Raw genomic sequence first — 21,851 nt, 5'->3', positions numbered from 1 at the left:
CGAGCCTCGCGAGAAGAGCAGCACGGAGGGACGTGCCGGGCTCCACCTTGGGAAACCTGTCCGACTGTCGGACAGGTTTGGGACGCCTCGTTCGCGGAGTGTGGCTTCCAGCCCAAGCTTCCTCCACCGGCTTTCGCGAACAAATCCGCGGGGCGGTCCGCAAGGGGCTGACTGCGTCACGACACCCAGGGCAACAGGACGGTGGGCTGTGCGCCTCCGAAGCCTCCAGAACCTACGCCCCCCAAGCCCCTCCGCTTCGTGAGCGACTACACCCTTCCCCGGATGCGCATCCTCTTGAGCCGGGCTTCCGCACCGGCTTCGTCAACGAACCTCTGGCGACCTGCCTGGCTTCACGATGCGCGGTCATGGGCTTTCGCGAGAACGTTCTTCGGATCCTCTGTTGTCCTGGGCCGATGACTTCGCGTTCGGGCTGCTGGGTTCGGACGGGACCAGGCGCGGCGCTCCGGAAACTTCGCATCGGGGTTCGGGATGCATTGGGGCATCTGCGCGGCGGCTCGACGACCTCGCATCGGATGCCTCCACTTGAACGCATCGCTGAGCACTCAGCGCATCAGGGCCTGCTCATCCGAAGTCCCATGTCCAAGACCGAGCGGAGGCGGCGTGGACAGAGCCTGGCGTCAATGCCCCGGTCCACGAATCGCGGACGCCGGTGTGTTGGATCCGGAGGGCCGTGTCCCAGATGAACCGAGGGGAGGTCCATGCGAACTGCGCACCGAAACCCATCCGGGATTTCGAGCGCACTGCCGCAGGCCGCGCCCCAGGACCATCAGCCCTCACCTCCGCGTCGTCCCCATCGTTCATGGCCGGGGGCGTGGTCCTGCCCTGCATCGACCTTCGACGCTCCTGACTCATGCATGAGTCAGCTCACCCGTTCCGACGTTCCACGTGGAACAGCCCAGGGCCGGGCCCCCCCTCACCGTTCGGTGTCGAGGTCGCGTGTCCCCCATCCCATCGCGTGTCCACGAACACGAACCGCCGTGCTTCTTCCTGGCGACACCCTCCGCGCGAAGAAGAGGTCACGTGCACGCGTTCGCGAATCGGTTCGGAACCGACACGTGATGCGGCCGGCATCGCGGACCGTCCGGTGACGCCACGGCTCGCGCCACGGGATTTCGTCACGGTTTCCGATGCGCGTCGGTCGGTCCTGAACGTCGTCATGCGTGTGAGCCCCGCCGCGCACGGGCCGCCCACGCGTGACCTTGTTCCACGTGGAACAAGACACCCCGCCGCGCCTTCTCCCCACCGGACCACCACGCAGGCAGCCACGCGTTCCACCTGGCCCGTGCTTGCCCATCCGCATGCGCGCTCAACGCAGCCGACGTTCCACGTGGAACAACGACGGCCGGACCCTCGACCGCCTTCGCAACCGTGCACACCGCATCGAAGCGACACGTCATCGGATGCGCAGTCCATCGCCTCCAGTGCCTGCTTCAACCCAACGGTGTCGATGCGCAGGCGCGGCATGAAGAGCAGCACGACGTTCCACGTGGAACACCGCCGCTGCCACCATCGACTCCATGCACACGTGCGAATCACCCGATGACACGAAAGCGGCTCCAGCACGCATCCGCGCGAACAAGCCCATGCGGGTTCGGACGTCTTCGCGAAGGGACGTTCCACGTGGAACACCTCGTCCACCGCGAGGCCTCGCGGCGCAGCAGGCAGTGCTTCTGAACAAGGATCCGGGATGAAGGCAGGAGAAGGAGCAGCCGTACCAGCGCCTCCTTTCACGTGCCGCATTCAGCGCCCGGGACCCGGACGCAGCCACCAGGCCTCACGCGGATCCGGGGGTTCCCGTGCATGCGGTTCGCTGGCGTGATTCAGGTGCGTGCGTGTTCGAGTTCAGGCCATGTCGTTGAGCTGCATCCCGCGTGTCTTCGCGTCCCGCAGCCAGCCCACGACCAGGTCCTTCGCGGGTGCCTGACCACCACCGAAGGCTGGGGCACGAGCAGCCAGGAGTGCCCCTTCTTGTGGCGTGTTCCACGTGGAACACGCATCGCCATTCCGCTCCCTCAACCGATGTCTGATGGATCCACCGCGGTCATCGCGTGGGCCATGATTCGCCTCATGCGAACTCGGTCGAAGAATCAGATGAGGACCGCGAACGACTCCTGATGGGGCGCAGGGCTGGAGGGGGAGCTCCGCGATTCATGCCTCCGTCTTTCATGGCCGCACCCCAACCGTGTTCCACGTGGAACACCGAAGCACCCTCCGTGGAGCAGCGAGCTTCCACGCGTCTTCGAAGTGCATGGCCATTCACGTGTTCCGCATGCCCCGAGGCCTGACGCATCGGGCGCGTTCGCATGAAGAGCAGCGGCAGGTCGAAGTCTCCGTGGGCCACCCAGATGCTCCACCGGATCCCTCAACAGCTACGCGTTCGCATCCAAAACCGGTGCGGCACGAACCGCGCGGGGCACACGGCCTTGAGGCCTCCACCTCGGCACGGGCAGGGCAACCACCACGCGACTTCACCTGCCCATCCGGACCTTCGCGGGGCAGCGTGTTCCACGTGGAACACGGTCGCTGACGGGATGGGCTCCGGTGTCGCCGTGACCTGGAACGCAGCGAGCCCATCGCATTGGCACCCAGCCATCACGCGGCCCCAAGCTTGATGCTGGGTCCATGAAGCGAAGCAATGCAGTGAGCAGCACGGCGGGACCTGTGTCGAAGCGCACGACACGTTCCCCTTCCCCAAAGCCCACACCTCCCGAAACTGGCTGCCCACGTTCCACGTGGAACACAGCCTCCATGGGGACCCTCAGGTTCGCCGTCCATCGCGCGGACACGCAACGCTTCGGAAGGCACGGATCCCGCGCCTCGCGGTTCGGAACTGGAAGCGCGGGCATCGACCTCTGCGTGTTTGTGCCCATGCACCGAGCACCTGACGGCACGCCGCGCCCGTCCGCGTGCGGTCTCCTGACAGGAATGCGCATGGAATCTGGGTGCCGATGAACCGGCACGTGTTTCGGCACAGGAAGGGGCACCCGAGCCGCGACCTGCACGGCCTGCAGACCCGTACCTGCATCCACCCAAGCGTTCACGGGCTCAACGCATCCGGACCCTCACGGACAAGAAGCACGGGACCCGGACCCACAGGAGCGTCCCCTCGCGCCGGTCCGCCAGCCGTCACCGTGTTCCACGTGGAACACGGTCCGTCGCCGAACTCCTCCCAGAAGTCCGTGGGCCCGACCCGCGACGAAATCGCCGGGACGGTTCGCCGACCGCCTCCGCGCTTCAGGGTCCGGCAAGGACCCGGAGAGGGCTCGGATTCGGACCCCGCCGTTCACGGACCCCGAAAAAACCAACCACCCTCCCCTGCCCCCCTCAAAGCGTCCAGGCCGCGCGCTGAATCACGACGCGGTAGCCATCCGGATCCTCGAAAGTTCTTCCGTGCGCATCCCAATACGGATTGCGCGAAGGCACCGCCGCGAACCCCGCGGCCTCCATCTGGTGCACCCGCGCCGCCCACGCTTCGGGGTCCGGCACGTAGAACACCAGGAGGAGGTCCTCCGTCGGCGCGCGCGGCGCTTCGTGCCCGCGCTCCACCGTGAACTCCAGATGGTAGGGCGCGCCCGGGTGCCCGAGCATCACGCCATCGAACCCCGCGTGGTCCTCGAACCCTCCGAGCACTTCGAAGCCCAACCCGTCCCGGTAGAACCGCACCACCGCTTCCAGGTCCCTCGCCGGCCTCGCGACCCGCAGCTTCACCGTGTCCATCGTGTGCTCCTCGCGCCGTCGATCCGACCGCGCACCGCGCGCATCATCCCGGAGGCCACGACCGGGAGCATGCCCCCTGCCCTGCTGCGACACCCAAGCACCCGGCCTGACGAAACGCTGCGCGGAACACCGAAGCGCATTACCGGACACGCACCCATGTCCATCCGTCCCCCAGGGCTCCCGCTGCTCTCCGTCCTCGTCCTGCTCGGCGGTGGCCCGGCCCGAAGCGAGGGTGCTCCGCCCCCGGTCATGGCCTTCAAGTTCGCCTGGCCCGTGCCTTCCCACGTGAGCATCACGGAGCGGATCGACAGCGGCCGCGAACACGCCTCGCTGAAGTACGACGGCGTGCTCACCGCGCGGAAACCCGGGCCCGGTTCCGAGCTCCGATTCGAAAACCTCCAACAGCTCGACTCCGACTCGCCCAGGTCCCCACCGGGAGTCGCCAGCACGGAGGATCCGAAGGCGCGGCTCACCACCTTCACCAAGCCGGGCCTCGTGCTCTCCGGGACCGGCGCCCTCACCGACCTCGCGGGACTGGAACCCGCGTTCGAGCGCGCCGTCACCGTGCTCGAAACGGATCCACGGGCTCGCGAAACCCAACGGGCCCGCTGGGACAATCCCCTCTTCCAGACCGTGCTTCGGGACCGCGCGGAGCTGACCTGGACCGCCTGGGTGGGGACGTGGAACGGCGTGCGGCTCGCGCCCGGACAGGAACAGACGAAGACCACGGCCCTCCGTCATCCCAACGGTCCGCTGGAGCAGCGCTCCACGCTGCGTCACCAGGGCGCGGTCGCGGAAACTCCCGGCGCGGTGCGGTTGGAATGGGAGACGTCACTGGGCGGAGCGTCCTACCGCCAGGTCGTCGCTCGGACCCGGGAGCTGCGGTGCAGCGCGGCGCTGGCTCGCAATGCGTCCGACCCGTGCGCCGCGGAGGTGCTCGAATCCGCGAGCAGCGTGACCACCGTGGAGCTGATCACCGAACCGAACACCCTGCGCCCGTTCTCCGTGCGCATCGTGGACACCGAAGCCTTCACCGTGAAGGGCCAGCCTCCCGTCATCCAGCGCGCGGAGCGGACCTACGCCTTCGACTGGACCCGGAAGGCGAAGCAGCGTCCGCCAACCCGCTGAGCGGGGACGCGCTCCGTCTCATCCTGGTGGTGCGGGACATAGGATGAATTGACGCTCTTTTCGCGAAGGCCGCCCGCCGTCAGGTTGCGGCCATGACAACGAACCAGAAGCCCTTGAAGTCTGGCTACGGCGCGCAAACGACTGCGCGCGAGGTGATGGGCGACCGTCGACTCGATGGCGCCATCGCCGTGGTGACCGGTGGATACGCGGGCATCGGATTGGAGACCACACGCGTGCTCTGTGCCGCGGGTGCGACGGTCATCGTTCCGGCACGCACGCCCGACAAGGCCCGTGCGGCGCTCGCGGGCATGGAGCGCGTGGAGTTGGAGCAGTTGGACCTGGCGGATCCGGCGTCCGTCGATGCCTTCGCCGAACGCTTCGTGAAGTCCGGCCGTCCCCTCCACCTCCTCATCAACAACGCCGGCATCATGGCGACGCCGCTCGTGCGGGATGCTCGCGGGTTCGAGTCCCAGCTCGCGACCAACCACCTGGGCCACTTCCAGCTCACGACGCGCCTGTGGCCCGCGCTGCACAAGGCGAACGGCGCGCGCGTGGTGTCCCTGTCGTCGCGGGGCCACCGCCGCGCCGGGATGGATTTCGAGGATCCGAACTTCGAGCGGCGCCCCTACGACAAGTGGGTCGCGTACGGGCAGTCGAAGACGGCGAACATCCTGTTCGCGCTCGCACTGGACGCACGCGGCGAGGCCCACCGGGTGCGCGCGTTCTCCGTGCATCCCGGCGGCATCATCACCGACCTGATGCGCTCCATGTCGGAGGAGGAGAAGCGCGGCGCCATCGAGAACTCGAACAAGATCGCGCCCCTCAAGACCGTGGAACAGGGCGCGGCGACGAGCATCTGGTGCGCGACGAGTCCCCAGCTCGACGGCATGGGTGGGGTCTACTGCGATGACGTCGACATCGCGGAAGTCGTGGGCCCCGAATCCCCCATCCCCCGAGGCGTGATGCCGTGGGCGGTGGACAAGGCCCTCGCCGAACGGCTGTGGACCGCGAGCGAGGCGTGGACCGGCGCGCGGATCAGCGGGTAGCGCGCGGGAACACCTGCCGCGCGCGCTCCATGCTCTCCCCGGGACGGGGCGAGTAGAGCGAGATGCGGAGCTCGTGACCGTCGGGTTCGTGGTGCGAGAGCGTGACGTGTTCGAACTCGATGGGACCGATGCCGGGGTGGATGATCACCTTCAGTCCCTCGGAGAGTTCGACCACGTCGTGTTCGTCCCAGATGCGCGCGAACTCCGGGCTGACGGCGGACAGCGCGGTCACGAGCGCATCGAACTCCGAGCGGTCGGCGGCGCGCGCGGCATCGCGCCGGAAGCCCGCGACGGCCCGGCGCACATCCGCGTCCCAGCCCGGCATGCGGGCGCGACGGTCCGGGTTCATGAACAGCGCCCACAGCCCGTTGCGCTCCTCGGCGGACATGCTCGCGAGGTCTCCGTAGAGGATCGCCGCCGCGTCGTTCCAGGCGAGCACATCCCACCGCCGCGTCGAAACCACCGCCGGAAAGGGATAGCCCTCGAGGATGCGCCGGAGGGTGTCGCTGATGGCGGCGGGTGACATCACCGGACGCGCCGCCGGTCGGCCATGCGCGAGTTCGAAGAGGTGGGCCCGCTCCGTCGGCGTCAGGCGCAGCGCCCGCGAGAGCCGTTCAAGCAGCGGCTCCGACACGTGGATGTCCCGCCCCTGCTCCAGCCACGTGTACCAACTCACGCCGACGTCCGCGAGACGGGCGACCTCCTCCCGACGCAGGCCCGGCGTGCGCCGCCGTCCCCCGTCCGGAAGGCCCACGTCCTCCGGATGAACCCGGGCACGACGACTGCGGAGGAATTGCGCGAGCTCCGCGCGCCCTGCTGACATGCGTGGCGTATCCGTCACGGGGGACACGTTAGGCCATCACCGGATGCGGCGCCGCGCGCGTTTCGTCCGCGCGGGCGTGCGGATCCGGGCGAAGGACACGCACCGCGAACGGGCGGCACCGGAAACGAAAACGGCCCCGAAGCTCACGCTCCGGGGCCGCTGGAGACCGACGCCCTCCCCTACCCCTTCGCGAACACCGCGACCTGGCGCTCCGCGCCGGAGAACGGCAGCCGGTACGAACGGGCGGACACCACGCGCAGGTTCCGCTCCGCCGCGCGCGCCTGGAGCTCCGCGTCCGTCTGCGCCTTGCCGAGCATCGCCACCACGCGCCCACCCTCCTCCACGTACGCGGGCGCCAGCGCGAGCCAGTCCGGCAGGTCCATGAACGCTCGCGCGATGAGCACCTGCGCGCGCGGAATCCCTTCCGTCTCCGGCTTGCCCTCCGCCCGCGCATGCAGCCCGCGCACGCCCGTCATGCCCAGGCTCGCCGCCGCGGCCTTGATGAACGCGACCTTCTTGCCCACCGCGTCCACCAACGTCACGCCCAGCGTCGGCAACACCAGCTTCAGCGGCAGACCCGGGAAGCCCGCGCCCGCGCCCAGGTCCAGCAGCGTCGTCGCGCACGTCACCTCTGGCAGCACCGCGAGCGAGTCCAGGAAGTGCTTCTCCAGCACCTCCTCCGGCGCGGTGATGGCCGTGAGGTTCACCTTCGCGTTCCACTTCAGGAGCTCCGCCATCAGCCGCTGCAGCCGGGGGCCCACGTCCTCGCCCACCGTCACGCCCAACGCACTGCATCCCGAGGCAAGCTGATCTGCGAACCGCGCGTTATCCACAACACCTCCACCACGAAGGGACCTTCAAGCCCCTGGAATTGCTCAAGGGATGTTCATCCCCAGAATTGTCCACACGTTATCCACAGCCCGGTTCCTGATCACCCCGCGCCCCTTTTCCCCGCTTGAGCGCGACCAGCAGCAGCGTCACCGCGGCCGGCGTCAGGCCCGGAATCCGGCGCGCCTGCCCCACCGTCCCGGGCCGGTGCGCCGACAACTTCTCCACCGCCTCCGAGCCCAGCCCCCGCACGTCCGCGAACCGGAACGCCTCCGGAATCCGCCACCGGTCGGACGCCTCCGACTCGCGCGCCGCCGCCCGTTCCGCCTGGGCGATGTAGCCCTCGTACTTCACCTCGACCTCCACCTCCCCGGTGACGTCGGGGGTGAGGGCGGGAAAGTCCTCGCGGCCTTCCGCGAGCTGCGCGTACGACACCTCCGGGCGCTTGAGCCGCAACGCCAGGCCCACGCGCTTGATCCGCGCCACCTCCTGCGTCACCGCGTGGGCCCGAGCCTCGGCCCGCTCCAGGGCCTCCTTCGGCAGCAGGCCCACCCGGTGCCCGTGCCGCGCGAGCCGCAGGTCCGCGTTGCCTTCACGCAGTTTGAGCCGGTGTTCGGAGCGGCTGGTGAACATGCGGAACGGTTCGTCCACGCCCTTGGTCACGAGGTCGTCCACGAGCACCGCGCCGTGCGCTTCCTCCCGCCCGATGATCAGCGCCGGTTCGCCCTTCACCTTGAGCGCCGCCTGGATCCCCGCCCACAGCCCCTGGAACGCGGCCTCCTCGTAGCCGGAGGTGCCGTTGAGCTGCCCGGCGAAGTACAGGCCCGCGACGGCCTTCGTCTCCAGCGTGGGGTGCAACTGCGTGGGCGGCGCGAAGTCGTACTCCACCGCGTAGCCGTAGCGGATCACCTGCACGTGGGAAAGGCCCGGGATGGTGCGCAGGAAGTCCAACTGCACGTCCGCGGGCATGCTCGTGGACAGGCCCGCCGGGTACACCAGCGGCGACGTGGGGCCTTCCGGTTCCAGGAACACCTGGTGCCGCTCGCGAGCGGCGAAGCGCACCACCTTGTCCTCCAGCGACGGGCAGTAGCGCGGCCCGCGCCCCACGATGTCCCCCTGGAACAGCGGCGAGCGGTGCAGGTTGTCGCGCAGCAACTGGTGCGTCGCCTGCGTCGTCGCGGTGAGGCCGCACATCACGGCGGGCTGACGCGGGAACGGCTGTCCCCGGGTGATCTCCACCTGCGTGCGCCAGGAGAACGGCCGCACGTCGGTGTCCCCGGGCTGCGGCGAGACAGCGTCCCAGTCGATGCTGTCGCGGGCCAGGCGCGCGGGCGTGCCCGTCTTGAAGCGGCCCAGGGTGAAGCCCAGGGCATGCAGGGATTCGGAGAGGCCGCGAGCGGCGTCATCACCCAGCCGGCCGCCGACCTCCTTCTGCTCGCCCACGTGCATGAGGGCGCGAAGGAAGGTGCCGGTGGTGAGCAGCACCGCGCGGGCGAGCACCTGCGTGCCATCCCCCAGCACGACGCCCCTCACCTGCCCCGCCTCCACGACGACGGAGGCCACTTCGCCTTCGCGCACGGTGAGGTTCGGCTCCGAGAAGAGCACCGCCTGCATGCCGGCGGCGTAGGCGTCGCGGTCACAGAGGATGCGGGTGGCCTGCACGGCCGGGCCCTTGGAGGGATTGAGCGTCTTGAAGTGCGTGCCGGCGAGGTCCGCCACGCGGCCCATCTGTCCGCCGAGCGCATCCATCTCCCGCACCAGGTGGCCCTTCGCGGTGCCCCCCACGGCGGGGTTGCAGCTCATCACGGCGGCGCGGTCGCGCTTGAGCGTCACCCCGAGCGTGGACAGGCCCAGCCGGGCGCACGCGAGCGCCGCCTCGCAGCCGGCGTGGCCCAGGCCCACCACCACGATGTCGTATCGGAGTTCCATCGCGTCACGAGGGCCGCAAGGCACCAGGAAGCAGCGGCACGCCGTGGGGTATCACGCCCGAGCGCGTCCGTGGCAAGCCGGGGTGCTCGGAAGGCCGGTCCCCTTCCCTGCCCGGCGGGTCCTCCCACCGTTCACGGAAGCTGCGCGAGGCGGACGGTGGGAGGGGTTACTACGCCGCCCGCCTCGCGCGCACCGGTCACTGGTCCCATCCACGAGCGCGCCCGGCCCACCGGTGGCGTCTGGCCCGTGGACAGCCAATGGCATCCATGGAACTTGCCCGCACGAGTCCCCCGGTCTCGTGCCTTCTCATGGCGTCGCACACACGGGAGACGGGCCTGCCCGTGCGGTGAGGGCGCATGGGGTGTGGACTCGAACCTGCGAGGCCGGCCTTCTTCCCGTGTGCGCGACGGGGAAGGGTATAGCGAAGGGGTCTGACATCCGGGTTCCGGGCCTCGGTTTCCAGAGGCTCCCGGCCCGGAAATCAGCTCCCGGTCAGCGCGTGGGCAGGGGCTTCGCCGCGGGGCAGTGCACGTTCTCCGGGCAGCGGCCCTCCGCCTTGGGGATGCACGCGCCGCAGCACTCCATCTCGTCCGGCTTGCACCCCGGCACGCACGGGCCGCACTGCACCACGCCGCCGCAACCGTCCTCCGCGGCGCCGCACCGCAGGCCCAGCGAGGAGCACGTCGCGCGCTGGCAGACGCAGCGGTCGTCCACGCAGGACTCATTGGGTTTGCACCCGGGCTTGCAGGTGCTGGTAGGGGTGCCGGAGTCCTTCTTCGGCCCCGCGGGCACCGACGGCGCGACGCAGCGGCCCTCGGAACAGCTGCCGGCCTCGCAGTCGCCACAGTCGATGAAGCCGCCACAGCCATCCGGCGTCCGGCCACAGGAGACCATCGCCTGGGAGCAGGTGGCCGGCGCGCAGCCGTCCATCGCCACGTTGTCGCGCGACGCCCCCGTCGAGCCCCGCACCGCCTCGCTCCGGCCCGACGTGCACGCCCCGAACAGCCCCACCACCACGAACAGCCCCGCCCATCGGCCCAGGCTCCGCACCGCTTCCATGTCGTCCACTCCCTCGCTCCCGACGCGTCCGCGCCCGGGAGGCTTGCACGGGCGAGCCGCCAAGAAGGTCTTGCGCGGGCCCGGGCCGCATCATGCGCACACCCGGGCCACTTGTCCGGCGACGCAGAGGCCTGGACGCGCCGGGGGCCGGTCCCTGGAAGGAAGGGCTTGGCGTCTCGGAGCACCGAGGCCCGGCGCCCGGAAGCACCAGGGATTCAGGCGCCCGCAGGCTCCGAAGACCGGTGCCCGAAAGCACCAGGGCGTCGGGCGCCCGCAGGCCGGTGCCGGAAAGCGCAGGGATTCAGGCGCCCCGGATCCGAAGGCCAGTGCCCGGAAGCGCCAGTGCTTCCGGCTCCCGGAAGCGCCTGGGGCCGGTGCCCGAAAGCACCGAGAGTCAGGCTCCGGGACGGTGGGGCAGGGGAGGGGTCAGCGCTGCAACAGCGAGCGGGCAAACGCGACCGCCTGTGCCTCGGTGGGCGCGTCCTCCTGCTTCCGCGCGGGCACCTCCAGCCCGCGCTTCGCGGCGGGACGGGCCTCGATGGCGGCCAGCCACCGCTGCACGCCCGGCAGGCCCTCCACGGACACGCCGGCCCAGTCGTGGATGCGCACCCAGGCCCAGTTCGCGATGTCCGCGATGCTGTAGTCCCCGGCCAGGTATTCGTGGTCCTTCAACTGGCGCTCCAGCACCGTGTACAGCCGGCGCGTCTCGTTCTGGTACCGGTCGATGGCCGGCTGGAGCTTCTCCGGGAAGTAGCGGAAGAAGACGTTGGCCTGCCCCTGCATGGGCCCCACGCCGCCCATCTGGAACATCAGCCACTGCATGACGCGCGAGCGGCCCTTCGCATCCGTGGGCATCAACTGCCCCGTCTTCTCCGCCAGGTACACGAGGATGGCGCCGGATTCGAAGACGGCGAAGTCCCCCTCCGCGCGGTCCACGATGGCGGGGATGCGGCCATTGGGATTGATGGCCAGGAACGCGGGCTCCTTCTGCACGCCCGTGGAGATGTCCAGCGCCTGCACCGTGTACGGCAGGCCCAGCTCCTCCAGCGCCACCGACACCTTGTGTCCGTTCGGCGTGTTCCACGTGTACAGGTCGATCATCCGCGTCACCCTCGGTGTGTGAAAAAGGTGCCCACGTCTAACCGGGGCAGGGGAGGGGCGCTCGCCAGAAACTCACGTCCGTTTCGGGGGCCGGAAGCGAACCACCCGCACGTCGAACGCGGGCGCATCCCCCAGGGCCTCCCGCATCAACTCCAGCGCACGGGCTTCGTCGAAGCTCCCGGAGCCCGCGCCGATGATGGGAAACGCCAGCGAACGAAACCCCTGCTCTCCGGCCCGGGTCAGCGCGTTGTGCACCGACTCCTGGATGGACCGGGCGGACGCCCGCCACAGCATGTTGATGCCGGCGACATGGATGATGCCCTTGAAAGGCAGACGTCCCGGTCCCGTCACCACCGCCGAGCCCAAAGGCATGGGCCCCACGCGCGCCAGCTCGCGAAAGGGCGCCGTGCCGCCCCGGCGCTTGATGGCCCCCGACACCCCCTGGGGCAACAACAACCACCAGGGGATGATGTTGCGATTCCACGCATTGACGATGGCGTCCACGGGCTGGTCCAACAGGTCGCCGTCCACGATGTCCACGGGCATAGACGGCAACCTTACACAGCCACGGCGCTCAGGGTGACGCCGGAACGTTGACGGGCGTCGCGGCCTGCTTCGCCGCGCTGGCGAAATCCCCCGCGCGCACCTGGGTGGCCTTGCTCCAGTCCACGTGGTTCGCCAGGGCCTTGCGCACGTCCTCCGGCGTCAGCTTGAGCAGCTTCGCCTCCAGCGCCGCGTCGAACGCGAGCGTGCGCCCGAAGTACAGGTAGCTGGCCAACTGGTTCGCCAGACTTCCATCCTGCGCGCGGGACGTCTGGCGATACTCCAGGAGGCCCGAGCGCGCCTTGTTCAACTCCTCCTGGGTGATGCCTTTGTCGACCGCGCGAGTGATTTCCTCGCGCATGGCGACCTCCAGCTTCTGGGCATTCTGGGGCGCGTAGATGGCATACGTGAGGAACGACCCCACTGCGTCCAGGTCGCCTGAATCCACGCTGCTGCCCACGCCATAGGACAGTCCATCCTTCTGGCGCACGCGAGTGGCCAGCCTCGAGTTGAGGAAGCCGCCGCCCAGCACGAAGTTGCCCATCATCACGCCCGGCCAGTCCGCGTCATCCGCGCGCAGCTTCAGCGTCTGTCCCGCGAGGAAATAGGCATTGGCCTTGTCCGGCGTCTCCAGCGCGACCGCCTTGGGGCCCACGGGCTGATATGTCTTTGGCACCCGCGCGTAAGGCCCCGGGCTCTTCCATCCATTGAACAGCGTGCCCGCGAGCGCGACGACGTCCTTCGCGTCGAAGTCGCCCACCACCGCGAGCTCCCCATTCGAGGCCCCGTAGAACTGACGGTAGAAGTCACGCGCCTGCTCCAGCGAGACATCCTTCACGTCGGACAGGCGCTCCTCCAGGGTGGCCACGTAGTATGGGTGGCCCTTGGGGTAGTGCGCGGACAGCATGCGCCAGAACGCGATGCTGCCTTGCGTCTGCGGCTCGCTGCGCTGGGATTCCAGCGCGGCCAGGCGCTCCTGCTTGAGGACCGCGAACTCCTGCGCGTCGAAGGAGGGCTCGCGCAGCACTTCCGCCATCAGCTTGAGGACTTCCGGGAGGCTCGCGCGGGGGCACTCGATGGAGAGGCTCGCGCCCATCGCGCCGCCGTCCACGCCCACCCGGGCCTTGAGCTTGTCCAGGGCGTCGGCCAACTGCTGACGGGTGTGCTTCGTCGTGCCGCGCATCAGCATGCGGCTGGCGTACGCGGCGGCGGGCTGCTTGCCGCGCACGGTCTCCTCGGTGCCCCAGCGCAGGTTGAGCGACAGGTTGACCATCTCGCCGCGCGTCTTCTTGGGCAGCACCGCGTACTTGATTCCACCGGGCAGTTCACCGCGCTGCACGCGCGCTTCGATGTTGGAAGGGGAGGGGTCGAAGGCCTCACCCTGCGCGACCAGCGCGCGCCCCTGATAGCCCTCCACCGACTTCGCCACGTCGATGGCGGGGGGCAGTTCGGAACGGTCCGGCTTCGCCGTGGGGACGAAGGTGCCCAGCGTGCGGTTGGAGCCCTTGAGGTACGCGGTGGCCACGCGGGTGACGTCCGCGGGGGTGACGGCGTCGATGCGGTCGCGGTGCAGGAAGAGCAGGCGCCAGTCGCCCACGGCGGCCCACTCCGACAGGAGGATGGCGGCGCGTTCGGAGTTGTTGAGCAGCAGCTCCGTCTGCTTCGCGAGGCTCGTCTTCGCGCGGTTCACCTCCTCGTCGGTGAAGGGCTTCTTCACCGCCGCCTCCACGGTCTGGAGCAGCGTCTCGCGCACGGGGGCCAGGGGCTGGTCCTGCCGGGCCTCGGTGCTGAAACCCATGACGCCCGGGTCGCGCAGTTGGAAGTTGAAGGCGCTGACGCGCGCGGCCTTCTTGGTCTCCACGAGCGCCTTGTAGAGGCGGCCGGAGGGAGCATCGCCCAGCACCTCGGTGAGCACGTCGATGGCGGCGAAGTCGGGGTGGGCGCCTTCGGGCACGTGGTAGAGGCTGGTGATCAATTGATTGTCGCCCACGCGGCGCAGCGTCACCTCGCGCTCACCGTCCTGGGTGGGCTCCTGGGTGTACGTGAGGGGCACGGGCGTGGCGGGGCGCTGAAGCTTTCCGAAGGTGGACTGCACCAGGGCCAGGGCCTTCGCGGGCTGGAAGCTGCCGGCGACGACGAGCACCGCGTTGTCGGGGCGGTAGTAGCGCCGGTAGAAGGCCTGGAGCCGGTCGATGGGGACGTGCTCCAGGTCCGCCTTGGCGCCGATGGTGGCCTTGCCGTAGTTGTGCCAGAGGTAGGCGGCGCTCATGGTGCGCTTGAAGAGGATGCCGCGCGGGTCGTTCTCGCCGGATTCGAACTCGTTGCGCACCACGGTCATCTCGCTGTCGAGGTCCTTCTGCGCGATGAAGCTGTGGACCATGCGGTCCGCCTCGAAGGTGAGGGCCCACTTCAGGTTGTCGTCCGACGCGGGCAGGGTCTCGTAGTAGTTGGTGCGATCCAACCAGGTGGTGCCGTTGGGACGCGCGCCGCGTTCGGTGAGGGCCTGGGGCACGTTGGGGGTGGTGGGCGTGCCCTTGAACATCAGGTGTTCGAGCAGGTGGGCCATGCCCGTCTCGCCGTAGCCTTCGTGCTTGCTGCCCACGAGGTAGGTGACGTTGACCGTCACGGTGGGCTTGGTCGGGTCCGGGAAGAGCAGGACGCGAAGGCCATTGGGCAGGCGGTATTCGGTGATGCCCTCGACGCTCGCCACGGGGGTGGTGGCGGACGGCTTCGCCTGCGAGCGAGCGGTCGCGGTGACGGCGGGCTTCGCGGCGGGGGCGGCCCACACGGGCGGGCCGGCCACGAGCAGGACGGCCAGCAGGGCGAGCGGGGTACGACGCGGCATGCGGTCCTCGGGGTACGGGGGAGTGGGCACGGGACTTCTAACCGCCCCAGGGGGTCCTACCATCCCGAGCATCGCCAGGCCCGGCGGCCGGGCGTCCACGGAAGGACCCTGCGGGCCGTGGCAGGTCGTGTCCCTGGCTTCCAACCCAGGAGGTTGTACGGTATCCTGGAGCGGATCCGCTCCGCGGGGTGGAGGTCCCCCCATGTCAGGAGGGGTTGATAGGAGACCCGCTCTCCACGGGAGGAACGGTATGGCGAAGGCGATGGGCGGGGATGTGGTGATGCAGATGCTGCGTGAGTTCCGCGAAATGCAGGAGGAAGCGCGGGTCCAGTATGAGCGGACGGACACGGCCATGCGGGTGGTCAACGCGAAGACGGATGTGCTCTTCGAAAGGACGCAGGTCCTTTTCGAGCGCTCCAAGGTCTACGCGGAGCAGGCCCGGGTCTTCACCGAAAACATCGGGGAACTCTTTGGCCACGTGGGAGAGCTCACCACCCAGGTCTCGACCCTGACGCAGGAACTGGGCGGCGTAAAACGCGTGCAAGGCAAGATGTTCGAACAGGTGGGCCGTACGCTGAACCGGCTCGCGGAAGCACAGGCCTCCGACCGACAGCGTATCGAGGCCCTGGAGTTGCAAATCGAAGGAACAGGGAAGCCCTGAGCCGCCAAGACACAGGGCGGTCCAAAGCACCCGACCGCCTCGCGTCCTCAATGACACCTCAGACATGAGCCTCGTCCAGCGCCGCCTCCAATTCGCGCACCTCCTTGTCACCGGCGTGCTGCGCTGCACCGCTCCAACTGGGAGACATTGAAGTTCGACACGCCCAGCCAGCGCACCTTGCCCTGCCGTTGCAGCTCCGCCAGCAGCGTCCAGCCTTCTTCAATCTCCGCGGTGGAGCCCACCACAAGAAGGGCGCGAGCCCCCGCCTGCCCTGCCTGGGCGACCGTCGCGCCTCGGAACCGTGCTCCCCAGGGGAGGGGGTGCGCCGTGGCCCCCCCCGGTTCAGGGCCAGGTCGCCGGCCCGCCCGCCGTCCGCCGTCCATCACCCCGTGCAAGGCAAGCATCGTCCCGCGCGTGCGTTGATGGTAGGCCGCCCGGAGTCGGGGGGCCGTCCCTCGGGCACGTGGACACCAGGAGTCCTTCCGGATGAAACGCTTCTTCATCGGCGCGCTGGCCTTCATTGGAGCGCTGTCCGTCCTCTTCGTGGTGGGTGTGGTGGGGTTGTTGATGCTCGCGTCGTCGAGCAAGCCGGACGTGCCCTCCAACATGGTGCTGGAGCTGGACCTCCAGCAGCCGCTGCCGGAGTACACGCTGGACACGTCGTTCGCGGGCGCCTTCGGGGACACGCCCACGTCGCTGCGGGACGTGGTGGAGGCGCTGGAGAAGGCCGGGACGGACTCCCGGGTGAAGGCGCTGGTGGTGCGGGTGGGGCAGCCGGGCAGCTCCTCGCAGGTGCAGGAGCTGCGGGACGCGGTGAAGGCCTTCCGCGCGATGGGCAAGCGGGCGGTGGCGTACGCGGACGGCTTCGGGGAGGCGGGCAACGGCACTGGGGCCTACTACCTGGCGAGCGCCTTCGACGCCGTCTACATCCAGCCCTCCGGCGACGTGGGGCTCACGGGCCTCTCGGTGGAGACGCCCTTCGCGCGTGACGCCTTCGCGAAGTTCGGCGTGAAGGCGGAGTACGGCAAGCGCTCCGAGTACAAGAGCGCCGTCAACACCTTCACCGACGAGTCCTACGGCGCCCCCCAGCGCGAGGCCACGGAGGCCTACGGCAAGAGCCTCTTCGGCCAGGTGGTGAGGGGCGTGGCCGAGGGCCGCAAGCTGTCCGAGGACGAGGTGCGCTCACTCATCGACCAGGGGCCCTTCATGGGCCAGAAGGCCCTGGACGCGAAGCTGGTGGACGGGCTGCGCTACCGCGACGAAATCTACGACGAGCTGAAGAAGCACGCCGGTGACGGCGCCCGGTTCCTCTTCGTGGACAAGTACCTGGAGCGCGCGGGCCGGCCGCACCAGACGGGGTCCACCATCGCCCTCATCTACGGCGTGGGAGAAGTGCAGCGCGGCAAGAGCGAATCCAACCCGCTCTCCGGCGGGCAGGTGATGGGCGCGGACACGGTGGCGGCGGCCTTCCGCAAGGCGGTGGCGGACCCGAACGTGAAGGCCATCCTCTTCCGCGTGGACAGCCCGGGCGGCAGCTACTCGGCGAGCGACACCATCCGCCGCGAGGTGCAGCGGGCGCGCGAGGCGGGCAAGCCGGTCATCGTCACCATGGGCACGTACGCGGCCAGCGGCGGCTACTTCGCGGCCATGGGCGCGGACAAGATCGTCGCGCAGCCGGGCACGCTGACGGGGAGCATCGGCGTGTACAACGGCAAGTTCGTCACCGCGGAGTTCTGGGCGAAGTTCGGCGTGAACTTCGACACGCTCGACTTCGGGAAGAACGCCTCCTACGGCAGCACGGACCTGGAGTTCACCCCCGAGCAGCGCGCGCGGTTCGAGTCCGAACTGGACGCCATCTACCAGGACTTCACCACCCGCGCGGCCCAGTTGCGCAACATGCCGCTGGAGCAGATGCAGGCGGTGGCGAGGGGCCGCGTGTGGACGGGCGAGGACGCGAAGGAGCGCGGGCTGGTGGATGCGCTCGGCGGCTACGCGACGGCGCTGGCGCTGGCGAAGGAGGCCGCGAAGCTGGACAAGGACGCCCCGGTGCGCCTCCAGGTGTTCCCGCGTCCCAAGGCCACGGGCGAGGTGCTGTCGGAGCTGCTGGGCAAGAGCGACGCGGACAACAGCGATGACGAAGCGGCCGGGACGCAGGCGGGCGTGTCACCCCGGCTGCTGGAGCAGGTGCGGGCCGTGTACCGGGTGGGCGCGAAGCTGGGGCTGACGTCGCAGGGCCGCGAGGGCCGCATGCTGTACGCCCCCGCGCCGGAAGTACGCTGGTAGCCGTCAGACGTAGACGGGCTGGGAGGTGCGGCCTTCGTCGGGCCGCACCGGCCGCCCGAAGATGCTGTGGTAGCGCAGGGAATGCGCCGCGCAGCGGCTGCGGCGCGGATCAAAGACGAGACAGCTCGCCACCGGCCCGGCGTACACGTGCAGCGTCACGCCCGGGGCGCTGGTGGAACAGACGCGGTGGATGGGCGCGCCGGTGTCACGGAAGTCCACGTGACCCGCGCCCACCGGGCCCACCCGCTCCGGTGCCCCCAGCCGCGCCATGCCCGGGCCGGTTCCGCCCGCCAGCAGCGGGTAGTTCTCCAGGAGGAACTGGCCGCGCTGGATGCTGAACCAGCACTCCTGCCCGTCATGGTCGTGGATGGGCGAGGACACGCCCGGGGACCAGCAGTTGACGATGATCTCCAGGCCCTCGTCCCGGTGGACCAGGTTGCGCGTGTAACGACCGGGTAGGAAATGAAGGTAGGGCTTGAGACTGGAGGGCTCCAACCGGAGCCCCGCCATGGAGGCGTCCACGCCGGCCAATCCGCCGGGGGATGACCGCCGCGCGCGGAGCATCCGCACGAATTCTCTCAGGCACGCATCAGCCATGCTTACAGGCTAGGAACGTCTCCGACATCCGGCCACCCTCGGGTTGACCGGTGAACGTCCGCTCTGTCGTCCCCCCCTCAAGGATTGGGACTTCGTCCGTTCAACGACGGCGAACGCACGGGAATCACCCAGGCGGATCCATCTCCGGCGTTACACGGGGAGCCGCTCCGCCAGCGCCTGGTTGCCCGGCTGTTCTTCGGTTTCGCTGTAATTTTACACCTCCCTGAGGTACAGGGGGAGGCAAGTGGTGGCAGGTCGACCCGGCCGAAGTACCGAGGGGGGCCGAGGGGAGCGAGCAATGAAGAAGCGTTTGGGGGACATCCTGCTCGCGCGGGGTGTGGTGGATGCGATGCAGTTGCAGTCGGCGCTGGCGTACCAGCGCAAGTGGGGCGTGGCGCTCGGGCAGGTGGTGGTGGACCAGCGCTTCTGCACGGCGGAGGCGGTGTTGTCCGCGTTGGCTGCGCAGTCCGGCGTGGCGGCGGTGGACCTGGACGCCCAGCCGTTGGACCTGGCGCTCGCGAAGCTGATTCCCCTGAAGGTGGCGGAGGCGCACCGGGTGGTGCCGTTGCGGCTGGAGGGCCATGGCCCCCGCGACATGGCGCTGGTGGTGGCCATCGCCGCGCCGGCGAGTCTGGCGGCGCTGGACGTGGTGAAGAGCGTGTCCGGCAAGGCGCGGGTGGTGCCGCTGCTGGCCACGGACGCGGCGCTGGGCCGGGCCATCGGACGGATGTACCGGGGTGAGTCGGCGACGCCGCAGCGCCGTCCGGGGATGGAGGGCTTCTCGCTGCCCGAGTGGGACGAGACGCTGCCCCTGGTGGTGGGCTCGTCCCTGGCGGAGCTGACGCAGATGGAGGCCCCGGAAGGTGAGGTCCCGGGCCTGCCGATGCTCGCGCCCCTGGAGCCTGCTCGGACGCCGGTGCCGGTGTCGGCGCCGCGGATGACGGTGCTTGAGCAGGTGCTGGTGTACGGCTGGGGCGCGGAAGCGGCCGCCGGGCTGGTGCGGGTGCTGGGCGACGCGGGCTTCACGGTGAAGGTGGCGAGCACCGGGGACGTGTGCGCGGCGGGGGAGACGCAGGTGGTGGTGGCGCCGCTGCCCGCGATGGAGGTGCTGGCGCAGCGTCTGCGGGCGCAGGTACTGGTGGCCGGCAAGGCTCCGGAACGCGACCTGCCCCGTGCGCAGGCGGTGCATGCCCGGGGCTTCGTGGCGGCGCCGGTGGATCCGGAGCTGCTCCTGCGGGCGGTGCGGCGGCTGTCGCGCGTCTCTGACGAGGCGCGCCTCAAGCACGCGAGCTGAAGGGCTTCGCTGACACGGAAGCGGATCCGCCATGCACGCGGATCCGCGCCGCGCAGGACGGCCACTGAACTCCGGTCCTGGCTGAAGGCGGATCCGCGCTGCACGGCCCAGGACAGCCCCTGGCCCCTGGTCCTGGCTGAAGGCGGATCCGCGCTGCACGGTCCAGGACAGCCACTGAACCCCGGTCCTGGTCGAAGGCGGATCCACGCCGCTCGGTCCAGGACAGCCCCTGGTCCTGGCTGGAGGCGGATCCACGCCGCACTTCGCCGGAGGGGCGGATCCGCGCTCACGGACCGGTGACGGATCCGCTCCACCTCGCGCGGCGGATCCAACGCGAGGCGGGCCCGGAGGCCTCGCGGATCAGGGCAGTGCGACGAGCCGGGGCATCTCCTCCGACACCTCGGGAAGCCACAGCGACCCCAGCTCCAGGGACACGGAAGGGAAGGGCTCGGCGCGCACCAGGGCGTCGTCCTCATGGCTCGCGGTGAGGAGCCAGCCGCGCTTGATGCGCTGGTAGATCTCCAGGGTGCGAGCGAGCGGATCCACGAGCCACACGTGGGAGACCCCGGCGCGCGCGTACAGGGGCAGCTTGCGCGCCCGGTCCAGCGCGGTGGTGGCAGGGGTGAGCACCTCGCAGATCCAGTCCGGGACCAGGGTGAAGAAGGCGGCACCGGGCTCCGGCGGCGCGGCCACGCGCTCACGGCGCCACGCGGCCAGGTCGGGCACGAGAATGTCCTCGCCCAGGTGCAGCTCCGGGGCGCGCAGGAAGCACCACCGGCCATTGCCCCCGCGACGCTGGTCCAACCGCTCTCCCAACTCCACCCCCATCATGAAGGCCGCGCGCGCGGGCGCCACGGAAGGCCGAGGCGAGGCCACCAGCTCGCCATCGAGGATTTCACCCACCCAGCCCGACGGCAGCGCCGAGAGCAGGGAGTGGGAGGTGGGCTGAAGGTGCTGAAGTGCCGTCATGAATCCTCGGGGAGCGCCGGGTAACGCGAGGCATTCTAGGGAGGGGTCTGACATGCCTGACGGCGCCCGGCGGACGGCTATTTCCCGATGCAGAAGCGCTGGAAAAGGGTGTCCAGAAGTGCTTCGGAAACGCTCGTTCCGGACACTTCCCCCAGGGCCTCCAGCGCGAGCCCGACCTCACCGGAGAGGACCTCCAGGGTGGACACCCGCGAAGCCTCCTCCGCTCGGCCCAGCGCCTCGGCCGTGCGACGCAGGGCATCCGCATGGCGCTCGGAAACCAGGGCCACCGCGGAGGGAGTGCCACCGCCCCACAACCGCGCGAGCACGGAGGTCCGCAGCCCCTCCACGCCCTCGCCCGTGAGGCCGCTGACGCGAGGCCTGGGGAAGGGAAGGGGCGTTTCGGACGCGGCGCCCGGAGCAGGGGAGGGGAGGGATGCTTCGGACGCAACGCCCAGACCCGTGAAGGGCAGAGACACTTCGGACGCAATGCCCGGACCCGCGAAGGCCAGGGACACTTCGGACGCAGCGCCCAGCCCCAGCTTGGGAACGTCGGGCACGACCCCACCAGGCGATGGCGAATCGGAGGCAGTCACCGCGCTGGACGCCGTGCTGCCTTCGCGCACATTGCTCGTGAGCGCGGGCGCCACATCGCACTTCCCGGTGATGACAAGCACGGGCGTGGAACCCGCCTCGCGCATCCAGGACGTGGCCTCTTCCCCGGAAGCCTCCGGCGGCAACACGAGCACCGCCAGGTCCACGGCCGCGAGCAGGTCCCGCGTTCGCGCGATGCCCAGGGCCTCTACGCGTCCAGGGGCCTCACGCAGGCCGGCGGTGTCATAGAGCGTCACGCCCAACCCATCCCATTCGGCGCGGGCCTCCAGGGCATCCCGGGTGGTGCCGGGCTCCGCATCCACGAGCGCCCGGTCCTCGCCCACCAGCCGGTTGAACAGCGTGGACTTGCCCGCGTTCACCGGGCCGTACAGGGCCACCCGAGCCCCCTGACGCAC

17 protein-coding genes are annotated in these 21,851 nt (G+C 69.8%); 5 read left to right on the top strand and 12 right to left on the bottom strand.

Annotated elements, in window-relative coordinates:
* Positions 1–3,345: 3,345 nt before the first annotated feature.
* Complete coding sequence (locus D7V88_RS15015) at positions 3,346–3,738, bottom strand: VOC family protein (protein ID WP_120541329.1); 393 nt, start codon at positions 3,736–3,738, stop codon at positions 3,346–3,348.
* 156 nt (positions 3,739–3,894) lie between these two features.
* Here D7V88_RS15015 and D7V88_RS15010 point away from each other — a divergent pair, with 156 nt between their 5' ends.
* Positions 3,895–4,866, top strand: coding sequence for a hypothetical protein (locus D7V88_RS15010; RefSeq protein ID WP_147448745.1), 972 nt, complete (start codon positions 3,895–3,897; stop codon positions 4,864–4,866).
* A 92-nt stretch (positions 4,867–4,958) separates the two neighbouring features.
* Positions 4,959–5,912: an oxidoreductase gene (locus tag D7V88_RS15005; RefSeq protein ID WP_120541327.1), complete on the top strand. Its 954-nt coding sequence runs from the start codon at positions 4,959–4,961 to the stop codon at positions 5,910–5,912.
* On the opposite strand, the gene D7V88_RS15000 is transcribed toward D7V88_RS15005, so the two are convergent.
* From D7V88_RS15000 to D7V88_RS14970, 7 genes are all read right to left on the bottom strand, one after another.
* Complete coding sequence (locus D7V88_RS15000; protein WP_120541326.1) at positions 5,902–6,735, bottom strand: helix-turn-helix transcriptional regulator; 834 nt, start codon at positions 6,733–6,735, stop codon at positions 5,902–5,904. The genes D7V88_RS15005 and D7V88_RS15000 overlap by 11 nt on opposite strands.
* Positions 6,736–6,914: 179 nt before the next feature.
* Positions 6,915–7,568, bottom strand: coding sequence for a 16S rRNA (guanine(527)-N(7))-methyltransferase RsmG (rsmG, locus tag D7V88_RS14995; RefSeq protein WP_120541325.1), 654 nt, complete (start codon positions 7,566–7,568; stop codon positions 6,915–6,917).
* 76 nt (positions 7,569–7,644) lie between these two features.
* Positions 7,645–9,492: a tRNA uridine-5-carboxymethylaminomethyl(34) synthesis enzyme MnmG gene (gene mnmG / locus D7V88_RS14990; RefSeq protein WP_120541324.1), complete on the bottom strand. Its 1,848-nt coding sequence runs from the start codon at positions 9,490–9,492 to the stop codon at positions 7,645–7,647.
* Positions 9,493–9,984: 492 nt separating this feature from the next.
* On the bottom strand, positions 9,985–10,551 hold the full coding sequence (locus tag D7V88_RS14985) for a hypothetical protein (RefSeq protein WP_147448744.1): 567 nt from the start codon (positions 10,549–10,551) through the stop codon (positions 9,985–9,987).
* A gap of 426 nt (positions 10,552–10,977) precedes the next feature.
* Positions 10,978–11,652, bottom strand: coding sequence for a glutathione S-transferase family protein (locus D7V88_RS14980; protein ID WP_120541322.1), 675 nt, complete (start codon positions 11,650–11,652; stop codon positions 10,978–10,980).
* A gap of 72 nt (positions 11,653–11,724) precedes the next feature.
* Positions 11,725–12,198 (bottom strand): macro domain-containing protein, encoded by a 474-nt coding sequence (locus D7V88_RS14975; RefSeq protein ID WP_120541321.1) that lies wholly within the window; start codon positions 12,196–12,198, stop codon positions 11,725–11,727.
* Between the two features lie 28 nt (positions 12,199–12,226).
* Positions 12,227–15,040 (bottom strand): M16 family metallopeptidase, encoded by a 2,814-nt coding sequence (locus D7V88_RS14970; RefSeq protein WP_120541320.1) that lies wholly within the window; start codon positions 15,038–15,040, stop codon positions 12,227–12,229.
* 250 nt (positions 15,041–15,290) lie between these two features.
* Here D7V88_RS14970 and D7V88_RS14965 point away from each other — a divergent pair, with 250 nt between their 5' ends.
* Positions 15,291–15,701 (top strand): hypothetical protein, encoded by a 411-nt coding sequence (locus tag D7V88_RS14965; RefSeq protein ID WP_120541319.1) that lies wholly within the window; start codon positions 15,291–15,293, stop codon positions 15,699–15,701.
* A gap of 107 nt (positions 15,702–15,808) precedes the next feature.
* Here D7V88_RS14965 and D7V88_RS44395 read toward each other — a convergent pair whose 3' ends face one another.
* On the bottom strand, positions 15,809–15,946 hold the full coding sequence (locus D7V88_RS44395; protein ID WP_244238160.1) for an aldo/keto reductase: 138 nt from the start codon (positions 15,944–15,946) through the stop codon (positions 15,809–15,811).
* A 241-nt stretch (positions 15,947–16,187) separates the two neighbouring features.
* Between D7V88_RS44395 and sppA the strand changes: the two genes are divergently transcribed.
* Complete coding sequence (sppA, locus tag D7V88_RS14955; RefSeq protein ID WP_120541318.1) at positions 16,188–17,984, top strand: signal peptide peptidase SppA; 1,797 nt, start codon at positions 16,188–16,190, stop codon at positions 17,982–17,984.
* Positions 17,985–17,987: 3 nt separating this feature from the next.
* Here the strand turns inward: sppA and D7V88_RS14950 are convergent, their stop codons facing one another.
* Positions 17,988–18,506, bottom strand: coding sequence for a cysteine dioxygenase (locus D7V88_RS14950; RefSeq protein WP_244238159.1), 519 nt, complete (start codon positions 18,504–18,506; stop codon positions 17,988–17,990).
* Positions 18,507–18,879: 373 nt separating this feature from the next.
* On the opposite strand from D7V88_RS14950, the gene D7V88_RS14945 reads away from it, so the two are divergent.
* On the top strand, positions 18,880–19,875 hold the full coding sequence (locus D7V88_RS14945; RefSeq protein ID WP_120541316.1) for a GspE/PulE/PilB domain-containing protein: 996 nt from the start codon (positions 18,880–18,882) through the stop codon (positions 19,873–19,875).
* A 360-nt stretch (positions 19,876–20,235) separates the two neighbouring features.
* Here the strand turns inward: D7V88_RS14945 and D7V88_RS14940 are convergent, their stop codons facing one another.
* Positions 20,236–20,844: a Uma2 family endonuclease gene (locus tag D7V88_RS14940; RefSeq protein WP_120541315.1), complete on the bottom strand. Its 609-nt coding sequence runs from the start codon at positions 20,842–20,844 to the stop codon at positions 20,236–20,238.
* A gap of 77 nt (positions 20,845–20,921) precedes the next feature.
* Positions 20,922–21,851, bottom strand: a 930-nt coding sequence (locus D7V88_RS44390; protein ID WP_244238158.1) for a GTPase, incomplete at its 5' end; no start/stop codon positions are given.

It is taken from the genome of Corallococcus terminator, assembly GCF_003611635.1.
GTDB classification, from domain to species: domain Bacteria; phylum Myxococcota; class Myxococcia; order Myxococcales; family Myxococcaceae; genus Corallococcus; species Corallococcus terminator.
This window is presented reverse-complemented; position numbering and strand designations above follow the sequence as displayed.

Coding starts and splice junctions, on each gene's coding strand:
- D7V88_RS15015 (WP_120541329.1), bottom strand. CDS start 3,738: ATGGACACGGTGAAGCTGCGGGTCGCGAGGCCGGCGAGGGACCTGGAA.
- D7V88_RS15010 (WP_147448745.1), top strand. CDS start 3,895: ATGTCCATCCGTCCCCCAGGGCTCCCGCTGCTCTCCGTCCTCGTCCTG.
- D7V88_RS15005 (WP_120541327.1), top strand. CDS start 4,959: ATGACAACGAACCAGAAGCCCTTGAAGTCTGGCTACGGCGCGCAAACG.
- D7V88_RS15000 (WP_120541326.1), bottom strand. CDS start 6,735: ATGTCAGCAGGGCGCGCGGAGCTCGCGCAATTCCTCCGCAGTCGTCGT.
- mnmG (WP_120541324.1), bottom strand. CDS start 9,492: ATGGAACTCCGATACGACATCGTGGTGGTGGGCCTGGGCCACGCCGGC.
- D7V88_RS14985 (WP_147448744.1), bottom strand. CDS start 10,551: ATGGAAGCGGTGCGGAGCCTGGGCCGATGGGCGGGGCTGTTCGTGGTG.
- D7V88_RS14980 (WP_120541322.1), bottom strand. CDS start 11,652: ATGATCGACCTGTACACGTGGAACACGCCGAACGGACACAAGGTGTCG.
- D7V88_RS14975 (WP_120541321.1), bottom strand. CDS start 12,198: ATGCCCGTGGACATCGTGGACGGCGACCTGTTGGACCAGCCCGTGGAC.
- D7V88_RS14970 (WP_120541320.1), bottom strand. CDS start 15,040: ATGCCGCGTCGTACCCCGCTCGCCCTGCTGGCCGTCCTGCTCGTGGCC.
- D7V88_RS14965 (WP_120541319.1), top strand. CDS start 15,291: ATGGCGAAGGCGATGGGCGGGGATGTGGTGATGCAGATGCTGCGTGAG.
- sppA (WP_120541318.1), top strand. CDS start 16,188: ATGAAACGCTTCTTCATCGGCGCGCTGGCCTTCATTGGAGCGCTGTCC.
- D7V88_RS14945 (WP_120541316.1), top strand. CDS start 18,880: ATGAAGAAGCGTTTGGGGGACATCCTGCTCGCGCGGGGTGTGGTGGAT.
- D7V88_RS14940 (WP_120541315.1), bottom strand. CDS start 20,844: ATGACGGCACTTCAGCACCTTCAGCCCACCTCCCACTCCCTGCTCTCG.